At 71.5% G+C, this 14990-nt stretch carries 4 protein-coding genes; all 4 read right to left on the bottom strand.

All coding sequences use genetic code 11. From position 1 onward, the window contains the following. Position 1: 1 nt before the first annotated feature. Positions 2 to 2539, bottom strand: a complete 2538-nt coding sequence (locus tag I8N68_RS25825) for an alpha-L-rhamnosidase-related protein (protein ID WP_200215091.1) — start codon at positions 2537 to 2539, stop codon at positions 2 to 4. Between the two features lie 44 nt (positions 2540 to 2583). Then, positions 2584 to 5772, bottom strand: a complete 3189-nt coding sequence (locus I8N68_RS25820; protein ID WP_200215090.1) for a family 78 glycoside hydrolase catalytic domain — start codon at positions 5770 to 5772, stop codon at positions 2584 to 2586. Next, complete coding sequence (locus tag I8N68_RS25815) at positions 5769 to 10091, bottom strand: glycosyl hydrolase (protein ID WP_200215089.1); 4323 nt, start codon at positions 10089 to 10091, stop codon at positions 5769 to 5771. The genes I8N68_RS25820 and I8N68_RS25815 overlap by 4 nt, the downstream gene beginning before the upstream one ends. A 101-nt stretch (positions 10092 to 10192) precedes the next feature. Further along, complete coding sequence (locus tag I8N68_RS25810) at positions 10193 to 14920, bottom strand: family 78 glycoside hydrolase catalytic domain (RefSeq protein WP_200215088.1); 4728 nt, start codon at positions 14918 to 14920, stop codon at positions 10193 to 10195. Positions 14921 to 14990 lie beyond the last annotated feature (70 nt).

Below are 14990 nucleotides of genomic sequence, written 5' to 3'. Positions count from 1 at the left end.
ATTACTCCTCATCGGCGGGGTGAGCGCTGATCGTGTGGGCGCCGGCGGGCAGACCGGTGAGGTAGACGTACCGGCCGTCGGTGTGGGCGCCGTACGCCTTGGCCCTGTCGCCGTTCCAGGCGAGCCGCCCGTCGACGGTGACCGTCGTCGGGCCGTCGGCCGGGACTGCGATCGTGCCGGTGGCGCCCTGCGGGGCGGTCAGGTCCATGACGAACCGGTCGCGCCCACGGTCCTGGCGCCAGGACACCCAGATCGCGCCGTGCGCGGTCGGCACCCGGCCCTGCGCCCACTCCAGGTCTCCCGGATGCGGCTTCACCGTGTATGTGGCGAACCCGGGTCCGCTCGGCCGGACGCCGAGAACCTCGTTGGTGAGCAGTGCGGTGCCGCCGGCGGACCACGGGTGAGACATGCTGCCATCGCCGTGCCGGTAGGGGCTGCCGTCGAGGTTGATGTGTTCCCAGGCGCCGGTCGCCGGCGGTTCCTCCACCCCGTTGATCGGCTTGCGCTGGGCGAACTGGTAGCCCCAGACGGTGCGCAGCAGGTGCCAGGCCTCGGCGTCGCGTCCTTCGTCGAACCGGGCGAGCGCCTCCCAGTAGTTCATGAACGGGCCGACCAGTTGCGGCATCGACCCGGTGCCGGACCTCGAGCCGTACGCGGTCCAGAGCTGGTCCTTGAGGGTGTCCAGGGCCCGGTCGGCGCGATCGGCGGGAGCGATCCCGGAGAGGACCGCGAACACGTTGCCGTCCTGGGCGATGTTGCCGGGCTGGCCGGTGGACTGCCGGTAGGCCCCGGCCGTCTCGTTCCAGAGCTGGTCGTTGACCCCGCGCACCACTTCGGGGATCAGCTCCCGCCAGTGGACCGCCTCAGGGTTGTCGTTCTGCAGTTCGGCGAACGCCGCCGCGTCACGCAGCACCTCGACGTACAGGGCGTTGACCTCGGTCTCCTTGCCGGAGTCGCCGTAGATCCAGTGCCCGCCCTGGTCGTAGAGGTCGAGCAGCCGGGTCCGGTCGTCGCTGACCGTCGCGATCCGCAGGGTGCGGTCGCCGGCGATCGGCTTCCCGTCGGCCAGGGCGGTGCCCTGCGGGTAGGCGTCGGTGGAGTTGGTCCACCAGGCGATGGTGCCCGAGGGGTCGGACTGCTCGAGGTAGTAGGCGGCGGGAGCGGCCGGCTCCGGCAGATCGATCATGAGCCACGCGTTGTCCACCACGTCCTCGAACCGCTTGCTCGCGACGAGTTGACCCGCGCCGGGTTGCCCTCGGTAGAGCGACAGCGTCATGTCCGCGCCCGTGGTGTTGTACGTCGGGAACCGGCCACCGGCGGCGGTGAACGGCGACGTGGTGGTGAACGTCTGGCCCTGGGTGTGGCCGGGCAGCAGCTTCGGCGCCGAATCCTGCGCCTCGCTGCCCTCGAATCCCTGCGCGGTCAGCCGGGTCTCTAGGAACGCCATGGCTCTGGTGAACGTCGGCCACATCTCGGCGACGAATGCCGTGTCCCCGGTGTAGAGGTAGTACTCCTGAAGTCCGCGCAGCCACCACAGGTGGTATTCGAGGAAGCCCTGGCAGACGGGGGCGCCCAACCCGTTCGGCGAGCAGGCTGAGAGGTAGCCGTCGCCGCGCTGGGTGCGGGCGATGCTGCGCAACGAGTCACGCATGGCCTGCCGGTCGTCGGTGGAGACGTATGCGATGCGCCCGGTGATCGCGAGGTCGCCGTTCCACACCAGCCGGTCGCGCTTGGCGCCGTCGACGATCACCCGCTCGCCGACACCGATCGTCTCGGTGCCGTTCTCGATGCCCTGGGTCGGGTCGATCGTGCCGTTGACGATCGTGTGCGCGCCGCCGTACCAGATCTTGTTCAACGCGTCGTCGGAGGAGAGGAACCAGCCGGGCAGCAGCGCGTCGCGGTCGGCCAGGTCGATGCCGGGCGCGGCCGTGTACCGGACGCGGACGGTGTCGATGCTCACGCTGGACCCGGCGGGCGCTTCGGGCGCGAGCCGGATCATCAGGTAGCGGAACCCGCCGCGCAGCTCCGGGTCGTGCCAGGTGCCGGCGCCGGCCGGCGCCTGCTCGTGCGGGCTTTCGAACCGGCGCTCGCGCTGCGGCTTGGACGCGTCGCCGTTGGCGATCCAGCTCGTCGTGCCGAAGGTGTCGCCCCAGTCGCCCAGGTAGCCGAGCGTCTCGCTGAACGCGAAGAGGGTTGTCGGTGCGGCGCCGGCGAAGTCGACGCTGAGGTAGCCGGAGACCTCGCGTCCGAAGTCGACGATCAACCGGGGGTCGGCGCCGGCACCGGTCTTGGTGATCTTCACCGGTTGTCCGTCGACGGCCAGCACCCCGGCCGGGTTGGTGATCTCCCCGCCGCGGCTGTCCGCCGAGACCACCCGGTCCGGCGCGACGTCGCGGGTCTGCGGGGTGAGCACGTATCGCTGCCAGTCACCGGGCGCCGGTGCGGCGAGACCACCGGTTCCGGCGCTGGCCACACCCGTGCTGGCAACGAGTACAGCCGCGGTGGTCAGCGAGATGGCGGCGAAGCGGGGACGTCTCATGGTGGTCACCTCGTCGATCGCATGCGGGAAGATGTGGTGGTTTGTCATCCGACAGCGGCGGACTGGGGACGCTGGTCGAGGAACACGGTCGTGCGTCCCGGTGCCACGCCGCTGAGTACGACGTGACCGTCGACGACGGTGCGGTCCGGGTGCGGGCCCGCGCCGATGACGTGGAAGGCCTGCGGCGGCGAGCCGTCGAGCGGAACCAGGATGCGGCCACGGACGTTCGGCGGCAGTTCGACGTCTAGCCGGTAGCCGTCGCGGCGGTCGACGCGCACCCCGACCGGACCCCGGATGGTCGGCACGCGGCCCTCCGCCCACTGCAGCGGACCGGGCTGCGGCACGACGTCCACCTGTGCCGCCCCAGGCGCGGTGACGGTGACGCCGAGGAGGCGACGCATCACGACGTTGGCGGGCGCCGAACCCCAGGCGTGCGAGAAGGTCATGTTCGGCTTGAGCGTCGGGTCCCATGCCTCCCCGACGATCGTCGCGCCGAGGTCGTCCATCAGGTGCAGCCAGCTCTCCCGGGTCCGGCTCGTCATGAGCGCGTACCCGGCATCGCCCCGCCCACCGCGGTAAAGCGCGTCGAGGAGGAACTGGGCGCCGTACACGCTCATCCGCATCCCGCCCGCGGCCAGCGTGGCGGCCAGCGTGGACACCTCGGCCTCGTCGGCCACCCCGAGCGCGATCGGAAATGCGGTGGCGTGCTGGGCCCGGTGCCCGGTGCTGAGCCCGTCCCGGTAGGCCGAGGCCGGCCGATCGAGCAGTTGGTCGTTGATCGCCTGCTGGAGCCGGCCCGCCAGGTCGGCGAACCGGCGTTCCTCCTCGGCCTTGTCGAGGACCCGCGCCACCTCCGCGCATGCGGCAAACGCCGCGCACTGGAAGGCGTTGACCACGGTGTTGACGGTGGTGAGCACGTATCCGTCGCGGTTGCTGACCGGCCAGTCGACGAGGTCGGAGACGCCGCCCACGGACGTCGGCTTGTGCAGCAGGCCGTCTTCGGCGAGGAACTCGTCGAAGTTCTTTTCGACGTACAGCGACCAGTCGCGGGCCAGGTGATCCGCGTCGCCGGTGTGCAGGTAGTCCAGCCACGCCGACAGCACCGACATCAGCCGGTACTCGGACGGCCACGTGGGGCGCCGTGCGAGGTAGGAGTTCGACCAGCGGGCGAGCGCGTACGAGCGCTGCGTCGCGTACTCGGAGAGTTGGTTGACGTACGCGTCGCCCTCGTACGGCCCGCGCTCTCGGGTGGGGGTGTCCTGGTAGAGGTCCAGCCGGGTCGCCTCGATGGAGTAGCGACACATCTCCCATATCCGGTTGAGGTCGTCGTCGGAGCAGCGGAAGGCCGCGTCGTCCGCCCGCCAGGGCAGCCGGACCGCGACCCCACGCACCGCGCCGCCGAGGTCCAGCGTGGGGTCGGTGATCAGCTCGGCGTAGCGGAAGCCCCGGTAGCCCCAGTGCTCCAGGTGCTGGGCGCCGTCGCGCAGCGTCCACACCTCGCGGTAGACGTTGCCGCCGCGCAACTGGTAGCGGACCGCGTCCGGCCCGGACAGCTCCTCCCCGAGCCGCACCTCGACGGCCTGCCCGGCGCGCGCCTCGTTGAGGTCGAGCGCGAGGCCGCCGACGATCTCCCGTCCGAGGTCGACGATCCATCGGCCGTCACCGACCCGCCGTACCGAGGCCGGGGTGACCGCCTCGCGCTGCATGTTCGGCGTCTGGGCCGGCAGTAACCCGTCGATCGGCGCACGCTCGGCCGCGGGCGCCCAGGACGAATCGTCGAAGCCGGGAGACAGCCAGCCGACCGGCTCCTCCCGGGCGTCGATGAACTCCTGCGGCGCGGTGTAGTAGCCACCGCGCAGGTCACCGGAGGGCGGGAGCCATCGATCCCCGGTCCGGGCCCGCCAGGCCGCCCCGGTGCCGACGGTGAGGCGGGAGCCGTCGGCGTAGCGGACCTCGAGTTGCGCGAGGAAGCGCTTGTCGGTCGGCGTGTAGCAGAGGGCGGTGAGCGCGTTGGCCTCGCCGCGGCGCAGCAGCGCGGTCACGTCGTAGGTGTGGTACCGGGGTGCGCCGGCCGGCGCACGCGTCGGGCCCGAACCGACGAACGCGCCGTTGACCCAGGCGGAGTAGACGTACTGCCGGATGGGATCCGGGGATTGTCCGGTCACGTAGAGGACCGCCGACTCGACCGGCTTGTCGGCCAGCTGCACCTCGTTGCGCAGCGCCGCCCAGTGGTCCGGTGCCGGGCCGGCCAGGAGTTGCTGGCTGCGGCCGACGGCCAGCGCGCCGTTCTGCACGGTCCCGCCGGGAAAGGCGCCAGGCCCGCGGGAGAAGTCCTCGGCGAGCAGCACGGCGCCGGACGGGTCGGTGAACGTGACGTCGTCGTAAGTCTGTGACTCTGAGCCGCCGTTGCGGAAGCCGACGGTGCCCGTCGCGTACGTCGCGTCCTCGATCGTGTCGACCAGGTCGCCGTCCACATAGGTACGGATGCGCGTACCCGCCAGCTCGATCTCGACCCGGACAGGCGTGCCGAGCGGAACGGCGCGGCCGATCGGGCGCTCGGCCAGCACCCGGTAGGCGCCGTTGACCTGCACGTGGGTTTTCAGCACACCGGCGGGTCCGGCCACGAGCTGCCACAGGTAGTTGTTGCGGTTGTCGGCCGCCCGGAACACCAGGCCCGCCGACTTCTCCTTGATCACTGTCGTCACCGCGAACCGCCCGTCGCCGAGGACCGGCGGGGGCGGCGGCGCCGGAGCCCAGACCGGGGTCGCGGCCCACTCGGGCCCGATCCCGGTGGCGACGCGCTGCGGCTGCGACCACCCCGACGGCTTCTCGCCGGTGGTCCAGGTGCGCACCCGCCACCAGTACACGTCGCGCGGCTCGAGCGGCGGGCCGCCGAGCGGCACGGCCGTCGACTCGGCCGAGACGACCCGGCCGCTGTCCCAGCTGAGGTCTTCCTCGAGCAGGCCTTCACGGGTGCGGGCGACCTGCACCTGGTAGGCCGTCTGCATCGCCTCCGGCCCGTCGGCGGGAACGACCCAGGACAGCCGGGGGTGCGGGTCGCTGACGCCCAGTGGGTCGTCGAGCAGGGCGGTGAGCAGCCCACTGGGGACATCGACGGGCGCCTGCGCCATGGCCGCCGGTGACCTCAGCAGATCGAGCCCACCGAGCGCGATGGCGGCGCCGCCGGCAACCCCGAGCTGGATGAATCGGCGGCGGTTCATTGACGGACTCATGCGCCGCCTCCCGGCAGGATTCTGATCGCATCGATACGGATGTCGCCCTGGGTTGTCAGCGGATCGAGCCGCAGGCCGGTGAGCCGGGTGCCCTGGGCGGGAATCGTGACGGTGTAGGTGCGGGTAGGCCCGCCGGTCACGGCGAACCTGGCGCTCTTGTCCTCGGAGAACCCGCCCTGTGCGGCAGTCGTCCAGAAGACCTGCCCCTGGCTGCTCACGGACGTTGACATGGTCACCTCGACCGTGAGGCCTTGTGCCAGGTCCTCCGAGAGCGGTTGGCTCTGGACCAGGTACGGATCGCCGCCGGTGGCCGAGGTGGCGAGCACGCCGCCGGAGACGGTGAACGACGTCAGCTGGTTGGCGGGCGTCCAGCCCTCGGCGTCCCCGTCCCTGAGGAACTCCCACGCCACGAGCGAATGGGTCACCACCACCTGCACTGTCGCGGTCGCCGTCCGCCCGTCGTCGCCGGTCGCGGTCAACCGCACGTCGTAGGTGCCGTCCGCTGTCGACTTCCCGGCGGTGACTGTCACGGTGGGCCGCAACGTCACCGGCGTCCCTGACGAGGCGACGTCGTAGCGCTGCGATCCGGGTTGGACCGTCCAGCCGCCGGGCGCGGAGACGGCGAGCGTGCCGGAGAGCCGGTCAGGGGCGATCCCGTCGATCACCGCGGTGACCGGGACGCTGCCGCCGCGGAGCACCCGCGCCGACGCGGGCGCCGCCGCCAGTGCGAGCGACCGGACCTGCTCCCCCGCGCCGAGCGTGACGTCGAGGACGCGTTGCGGACGCAGCACCACCGGCCCAAGCAGGCCGGACGGATTGGCCCGGCCCTCGAACGCGTTGGTCTGGGTGTTGGTCACCCGCACCTCGACCGTGTTCCTGCCCGGCCGGAGCAGGTCGGTCACATCCACCGTGTACGGCTGCCAGTCGACGTGCCGCGGCTGTGACCCGTTCACCGAGACCGCGGCCAGGTCCCGCACCGAGCCCAGGTCGAGGAGCACGCGCCGCCCGTCCGCGAGGAACCCGTCCGGGATGTCGACGTCCCGACGGTAGATGCCGGTGCCGGAGAACGCCGGATCGAGCGCGGTCCACGACCCGAGCGGCCGGCTCACGGTCGGTGCGCCCTCCCGGTCGAACCGGAACTGCCACGGGCCGTCGAGCGCGATCGGCGTGAGCGGGTCGTCGACGGTGACGCTCCCCCCGTACGTCTTCCCGCCGTACCGCCCGGTGACGTAGACGTCGCCGGTGCGCTCCACAACGACCCGCGCCCGCAACGCGTCGCCAACCGCCTGCGTTCCGAGGACGGTGGCGTTGCTGGCCGTGGCGTGCGGCGTCTGGCCGATCGGATGCACACCGGGTCGGAAGACCAGCCAGGTCGCCTCGTAGGGCCGCAACTGCATCGGCACCGTCACCCGGTCGTCGCCGAGCCGGAACACGGGCGCCACGTCAGTCCGGCCCGTCTCCGGGTCCCAGATCTCGGGCACCTGCGGCACGCTGACCGTCACGTCGGTGCGTACCGTCCCGGCCGAGAGATTGGTGATGAGCACTGCGTCGTCTGCCGCCCGCTTCACGTGCCGTATCCGGATGTCGGGGCTGGCCGGCATGAGGGTGACGCCGGGGTCGATCCGCTCCTTCAGCGTCGCTGCGAGGTCGGTGCGGGACGGCAGGTAGACGGCGAGGCCACCGGCGGCGCTGGTCTTGTGGGCGGCCGACGGTGCGGCGGGGTCGGTGCCGAACAGGGCCGCCAGCCGCTGGCGCAGCTCGGCGTCCCGGCCGTCGGCCTCCCGGGTCGGCAGGCCGTCGACTGCCACGAGGGTGCCGCCCTGGGCGACCAGCCGCTCGGCGGCGGCGAGCGCCTCCAGCGAGAGCACGGTCGTCTTCGGCATGACCAGGGCCTGGAAGGTCTGGTCGTGCAGCCGCAGCCGACCGTCGTCGACGGTGAGCCCCACGTTGAGGTCCGGGTCCCCAGCGAGCGCGAGTTCGTCGAGATAGTCGAAGTCGAGCTGCGCGGCGAGCAGGGCGTTGGACGTGCCCTTCCACGAGCCGTCGACCTCGCTCAGCCCGGGACCGTTGCCGGCGAAGCCGCGGACCGTCCACGGCGTCCCCTCGGCCATCACCGACGAGCTGGGATAGAGCAGGCCTACCGGGTTCACCGGCGTGGCTCCCCGGGCCGGCTCGACGAGCCGCCCGGTGAATGAGGCGTACGCGTCGAAGCGCGGCCAGAACGTGTTCTGGAAGAACTCACTCGGCTGCGACTCGTACCGCCGCTGCCCATCGGTGGAGTAGTAGAAGGCGTGGTTGTCGATGAGGTCCACGCCGCCGGCCACCTCCCAGGCGACCGTGCGTTTCATCTCCTCCATCGACAGGTCCCACCCGAACGCGCCGAAGGTCTCGGCGAGGTTGCGCTTGCGGTCGAACAGGTGCGCCACCGACGAGTTCAGCTTGGGCGTGATGGCGTTGGTGTCCAGGCCGCTGATCAGGTCCATGCCGGGAAGTTGGTAGTGCTTGCTCATCTCGAACCAGCTGCCGCCCTCGATGAGCCGGTGGCTGCCGAGGTCCTCCTCGACGAGCGGGTTGGAGATCAGCGCGATGTGGTGTTCCTGCGCCCAGTCGGCCAGCGGCTTGGTGTGCGCCTCGTTGTAGCGGTCGGAGAGCGCGTCGTAGTAGTCGATCCTGGTCTTCGTGGTGGCCGCGCCGGTGTCGTACCAGAGCGCGGCGAGCCGACCGGTGAGGTCGTACCCGGCGTTGCCGGTCAGGTAGTCGCGGAACCCGGGCGTCCACGGGATGGAGCCGAGCGAGTCGACGCCTCCCCGGTTGTCCGGGAAGTTGTTGTAGAAGCCCGGCTCGTCGTTGAAGATGCCCTGGATCGTCGAACCGAAGTCGCCGCCGAAACGGCGGGCGTACGTCTCGTGGGTGATGTCGATGAACTTCTGCGTCGCCTGGGGGTTGAGCATGTCGACGTACGGCTGGTCGGGCTCGAGGTCCGGGTGGTAGTTGACCAGCGGACGCTGCACGAGGTGCAGCAGACACCAGTGGCCCTCCGGCACGTCCCAGCGCAGCCGGCCGTCGACGCCCACCTTGCCGGTCAGCTCCATGGCCGAGTCGCCGTCCAGAGCGCTACCGCGCGCCTGCCCGCCGGTCACGCAGCTCCCGTCGCCACGCTTGCGCAGGGCGACGGCGGCGACGAGCGAGGACGCCGGCGACTGGGTGACGTCCCAGCGGGCGAGGCCGGCGGAGAAGTCGTCTGCCAGGAGGGTGGCTCCGCCGTCGAGCGCGGTGACCTTCAGGTTGTCGAAGCGCGCTCGTTCGTCCTGGCCGGAGCGCAGGCCGACGCGACCCTTGACGAGCGCGCCGATTCGCGGGTCGCTGCGGTTGCCGACCTCCTGGCCGTCGAGGAAGAGCGTCACGGTGTCGCCGCGGATGTCGGTCGCGACGTGGTGCCGCTCGCCGTCGCGGATCGTCTTTCCTGCCGGGATGCGAGCGCCGATGAGCTGGTACGCCCCGTTCACCCGGACGTGCACGCCGAACGTCGAGGCGGCCTCCGGGTTGTACGGGGAGGTGCTCGTCAGGTTGACCATGACCAGATTGCCGGCGTCCCGGCCGTGCACGGTCCATCCGCCGGAAAGCGCGTCGACGGTCAGGTCGAACTCCATCCGGTAGCCCGACCAGTCGGCGCCGTCCTTGGCCGGGCCGACCTCGCCGCCGTTGACGGTGAGGACCTCGTCGCTGACCGACCAGCCCGCCGGCACCGGCACCGGTACCGGCTGGTCATAGCTGGCCGGGCCGGTGACGTCCTTGGCGACCGGGGTGAGATACCACGGCAGGTAGTCGGGATCGGCGGGCACGGCCTTCCCGTCGACGTCGCCGCCCTTGACCGTACGGCCGCCGGCGAAGCCGCTCGGCCAGTTGAGGTCGTCGTAGAGCCACGCCTTCATGCCGCGCCGCTTCGCCTCGGCGAGCGCGAAGCCCACCTTGTCGAAGTAGTCCTTCGACAGGTAGTAGCCGTTCTCGGTGACGCCGAAGTCTCCGCCCAACCCCTGCCGCGGGTGGATGAAGAACTCCTCGATGCCCTTGGCCTTCATCTCGTCGAGCTGCCGCGACAGCTCGTCCTCGGTGAGCTTGCCGTTCCAGAACCAGAAGGCGTGCGGCCGGTCCGTCGCCGGCGGATTTGAGAACGCAGCCGGATCCAGCCGCCCGGTCTTCGCGTCCCACCCGGTCTCCCCGGTGCCGCCAGGGCTGGCCGCCGCAGCCAACGGAACGGTAGCGGCGAGGAGCAGCGCGGCCGCGGCACCCGCCGTCCAGGTGATGAACCGTTGTGCCATGACATCCCCTCTGGTCACTCGGAAACTGTCGCCCGCGCGGGCTTGTCGCCACCCGCTGCGGCGGTGCGGCATCGACGAATGCCATGGCTGAACTCGGGCGCTCATGGCTTGACCTGCGCTCCGTACGCCTCGAACTCGGCGAGCTGGAGCCGGTACAGGCCTCGCTGCGCGTCGTCACCTGCCGGATCGCCGAGCACCGTGACGTACACGCGGACGTAGCGTGCGATGACGCCGTCGAGCGCGTACGCCTGCGGTGGCGTGCCTTGCTGCACGTGATCCGTGACCGTCCGGACGGTTTGCCACGTCGACCCGTCGTCGGAGGTCTGGATCTGGAACGTACGCGGGAAGGCCGCCCCGTCCGCCGGCACACCGTTGTCGTTCGGTGTCTGCGTGCGCGGGTGGAGCATGACCCGGTCCAGGGAGGTCGGCGCGCCGAGGTCTATCGAAACCCACTCGACGGCGTCGCGGCTGGTGGAGGGTGGGTTGCTTGTGTAGCCCTTTGCCGAGTCCTCGCTGCGGCGCTTACCGTCCACGAGCAGGCTCTTGGACCAGTTGGCGACCTCCAGGCTGTGCGCGGCGGCGACTGGCCGGCCTCGGGCCAGGTTTCCCACCCGGACCGTGGCCGGCAGGTGCAGCTCGTCCGTACGTCCCTCGGGGCGCAACGTCAGGGACAGGGCGAGGTCTGCGCTCGCCGGTATGGCGGCGCCGGTCGGCGTCAGGCGGAGCTGCACGTTTGCTGTGCCGCCTGCCGGGACGCGCAGCTCTGCTGTCTCCGGTGTCACCGTCCAGCCTTGGGGGGCGCTCGCCTCCGCCGCGCCCGCCAGTGCCACGTCGGCTGCGTTGCCCACCGGCACGTAGACGGTCACCGGCGTGCCGGGTTGGTCGGGCCAGGCGTCGACGCGGGGTGTCCCGACCGTGACGGCGGGCCGCACGGCGAGGAACTCGTCGTATGCCGTGTCCGCGGTGCCGCCGCTGGCGGTCCAGCCCAGCGTGAGGTGCAGCGGGACGCTGTCGGCGGACGCGGACAGCGGCGCGATCACGTCCAGCGGCACGGAGAAGGTGTCGCCGGGGCGGATCGCGCCGGTGCCGGTGTCGCCGCCCGCACGGACCGTCCAGCCGTCCGGTGCGCTCGCCGCCACGTGTACGTCGCGCACCGGCGCGGCGCCGCTGTTGCGTACGACCGCGGTGAGCCGCGCGGTGCTGCCCGCGACCAGCGCCTCATCGGCTCCGGTCAGCTCGACGGTGATGCCGAGCAGCACAGCGGACGCCTCCGACAGCGCCTTGTGCAGCGCGGTGAGCGTCTCGTTCAGGCGATGCGGATCCGCATCGGGCAGCCCGTCCTGGCGGCCGAGCCACCGGGACATGTGCGCCTCGGCGGCCAGAGACTGCTGCACGAGCTGGCCGGCCGCGTCGATGTCGCCGCGCGCGGTCTTTTCCAGCGACTGGTGCAGCCCATCCGCGATGCTACGGGTGCGCGCGTCGGCGTAGCCCCGCTGAGCCGGGCTGAGGTCCGCGCTGGTGACGGCGTCGCCGAGCGCGGAGGCGGCATCGATCGCGGCGCCGATGCGGGCAGCCTGGGGACCGGTTCGGAAGGCGTACGTGCCGGAGCCGACGGAGAACACCGCCCGGCCGCCCGCGAACTTGACGAACGTGACGCCGGGCGAGTCCGCGGCGGGCCTTCCGCTCTCGATCACCGCCCAGCGGTTGGCGGCGGGGACGGACACCGTCGCGGTGGCGCCCACCGGCACGGTCACGTCCAGGTCGAGGGCACCACCCTCGCGCTTGCGCCACGCACTCGCCACCACGCCGCGTACGGTGTTGAGCCGCGCCGAGGCGGTGGTGAGGTCGCCGACCAGCTGGGGTGCCACGTCGAAGCGCTCGTAGCCGGGCGCGGTGGGCCGGATACCCGCCAGGTCTTCGTAGAACCACTCCCCGATGGCGCCGCCGAGGAAGGCGTGGTCACGAGAGCGCGCGCCGAGGTCCCACCGTTCCCACAGCGACGTCGCGCCGTTGTCGACCCAGTAGCCCCAGGAGGGGTATGTGCGCTGCGTCGCGATCCGGTAGGCCAGGTCGCCGTAACCGCGGCGGGTCAGCTCGGTGAGCAGGAACTTCGTTCCCAACGCGCCGGTGTCGAGGTGGTCGCCCTTGACGCCGATCTCCCGCACGAGACGGGCCACGACGGGCTCCACCTTCTCCGCCGGCACCATGTCGAACGCGAGCGGCAGAAGGTTGTTGGTCTGTCGGTAGCCCGGGTCGGACGACGTCACGTACGCGTCTGCCCGCAGGAAGGCCGCGTTGAAGGCATCACGGATGCGCGCCGCGGCCGCCCGGTAGCGCCCGGCGTCGGCGTCCTTGTCGAGGACGTCCGCGATCTGAGCCATGGCCGAGACGTTCGCGTAGGCGTACGCCGTGCCTGCCAGGGTCGGATCCTCGGGGCTGTTCCCGCCGTAGCCGGGAGCGAGGTAGTCGTTGAGCGAGCTCGAGTGCAGGCCGCCGGGCGCGCGCCCGATCTCGTACTCGATGTACTTGCGAATGTCGGGGTAGTGCGCCGCGAGGATGTCCCGGTCGCCGTAGCGCTCGTACATCGCCCACGGGATCAGCACGTACGCCGCATCCCACGGCGGTGCCTGGCCGGGCCATCCCAGCCCCCAGCCGTTGTCCGGCGCGATGCCCGGTACGAGGCCGTCCGCGCCCTGACTGTCCCGGATGTCGCCCAGCCACTTCTCGTAGAACCGCCGCATGTCGAACTCGAACATGTCGGTCTCGGCCATGAGCTGCGCGTCGCCGGCCCAGCCGTTCTTCTCGTACATCGGCGTGTCGGTGGGGATCCCGTGGGCGTTGTTGAGAACGGTGCGCCGGGTCAGCTCACGCACCGTCTCGAACAGCGGCTGGGAGCTGGACCAGTCTCCGACCGAGGCGAGGTCGGTGTGGACGACCCGGCCGTCGAGGTCTTCGAGAGTCGGCGTGCCGGGCCAGCCGGTCACCTCGACGTACTGAAAGCCCTTGTAGGTGTAGCGCGACTCCCATTGCTCCGGCTCGGCGCGCCCGGCCAGCACGTACTCGTCGGTCTGGAATCGGCCGGTGACGAGACCGTTGGCGGACACGAGGTTGCCGGCGGCGTCCAGCGTTTCGCCGTAACGCAGGGTGACCTTGGTGCCGCCCGCGCCCCGCGCGCGTATCCGCGCCCACCCCGCGACGTTGCGCGGCAGGTGGAACACGTACACGCCGGCGCGCGGTGAGGTGACCTTGGTCGGGCGGAGCGTCTCGGCGACCCGGATCGGCTCCTGGCTCTCGGCGATGAGTCCACCGGCCGGTGCCGTGACCACCGCGACCGGCCGCCAGGCGCCGGCGTCGAAGCCTGGTGCGTCCCAGCCGGACTGCTCGGCACGGGCGTCGTAGGTCTCGCCACCGTAGAGCGAGTCGTACCGCACCGGCCCCTCCGCCGTGCGCCAGGATCCGTCGGTGGCGATCACCTGCCGCGTGCCGTCGGCGTACTCGATCTCCAGTTGGCCGAGCACGCGCGGCTCGCCGGTCCACGCTGTGGTGTGCCAGTTCCAGACGTTGGCCTGGGTCATGCCGTAGAAGCCACGGCCGAGCCGTACGCCCAGGGCGTTGGTCCCCGGCCGCAGGGTATCCGTGACGTCCCGGGTGACGTACTGAACGGTGCGGTCGTAGCGGGTGAAGCCCGGTTCGAGCACGGCATCGGTGGTCTGCCGGCCGTTGAGCGTCGCCTCGGCGTACGCGACGCCGCTGAGGTACAGGCGCGCCCGGCGTACGGGCGTGTCACGGACGGCGAACTCCTTGCGCAGCAACGGCTCCGGCGCGGTCGGGGTAGCAACCGCAACCTGGCCCCACGGGCTGCCACCCCAGGCGGTGATCACCTTCGCGGCCGGCCACGCCGTGTCGTCGAAGCCCGCCTGCTGCCAGCCGTCGGCCGGTCCGGTGGCCGACCGCCACGCCCCGTCCGTGTCCACCTGGGTCGTCGTCCCGTCGGCGTAGCGCAACTCCAGCCGGCCGAGCAGGCCGGCCGGGCTTACCCGGCCGTTGGTCGCGGCCACCGCGAGCACGTTCGCATCGCCCCGGACCGCCGAGGTGACGTCGGCAACGACGGGTGTACGCCAGCTTTCCAGCTCCGGGCGCGGGTCGGCGCTGGCCACCTGGGTGCCGTCGATCCACGCGGTGAAGCCGTCGTCACCGGTCATGACCAGCCGGGCCGAGGTCAGCTCCGCAACCGAAGGCACCGAGAAGCTACGCCGGAACACGCGGGTAGCCGCGGGCGCGGAGCTGCCCGGATCGCCCTCCGGATACCAGATCCAGGACGCGCCCTGCAGGCTCGGCTTGTCGGCGGTGGCCACCGGCGCGCCGATCCACGAGCCGGTCCACTGGTCCGCGTCGAGGAAGGCCGTCTCGAACCAGGCCGGGGCGCTGAAGCCCGAAGCGCGGCCCTGCGCGTCCCAGGAGCGGACCCGCCACCAGTAGCGGGTCCGCGACGCGAGGCCCGGCCCGGCGTAGCGCACGTCGAACGTGGCGCTCGAGCTGACGCGACCGCTGTCCCAGACGTCCGCCTCGCCCGGCGCGAGCCCGCTCGGCGAGGTGGCGACGAGGATCTCGTACGCGGACTGGCGCTGGCCGCGCTCGGACGATGACAGGGCCCAACCGAGCCGTGGGCGGGCTGCGTCGATTCCGAGCGGGTTGTGGGCGTGCTCGGTCTCCAGTGACGTCACGCTCAGCGCGGAAGCGCTCGCGGCGATCGCTTGAGGCGGCGCCAGGGAGACGACCAGGGCGACGAGCGACAAGGCGAGGAAGGCGTGCCGGGTGCGTGAGCTCATGTGGATGTGCCTCCGGATCCTCGTGAACGTTGGACCGTTTCAACCACTCGCGGGTGTTCGTGCCTGTCTA

Source organism: Micromonospora coerulea (assembly GCF_016598485.1).
GTDB lineage: Bacteria > Actinomycetota > Actinomycetes > Mycobacteriales > Micromonosporaceae > Micromonospora > Micromonospora coerulea.
This window is presented reverse-complemented; position numbering and strand designations above follow the sequence as displayed.

Excerpts from the sequence above, each read along its gene's own strand:
- I8N68_RS25825 (WP_200215091.1), bottom strand. The coding sequence starts at position 2,539 with ATGAGACGTCCCCGCTTCGCCGCCATCTCGCTGACCACCGCGGCTGTA.
- I8N68_RS25820 (WP_200215090.1), bottom strand. The coding sequence starts at position 5,772 with ATGAGTCCGTCAATGAACCGCCGCCGATTCATCCAGCTCGGGGTTGCC.
- I8N68_RS25815 (WP_200215089.1), bottom strand. The coding sequence starts at position 10,091 with ATGGCACAACGGTTCATCACCTGGACGGCGGGTGCCGCGGCCGCGCTG.
- I8N68_RS25810 (WP_200215088.1), bottom strand. The coding sequence starts at position 14,920 with ATGAGCTCACGCACCCGGCACGCCTTCCTCGCCTTGTCGCTCGTCGCC.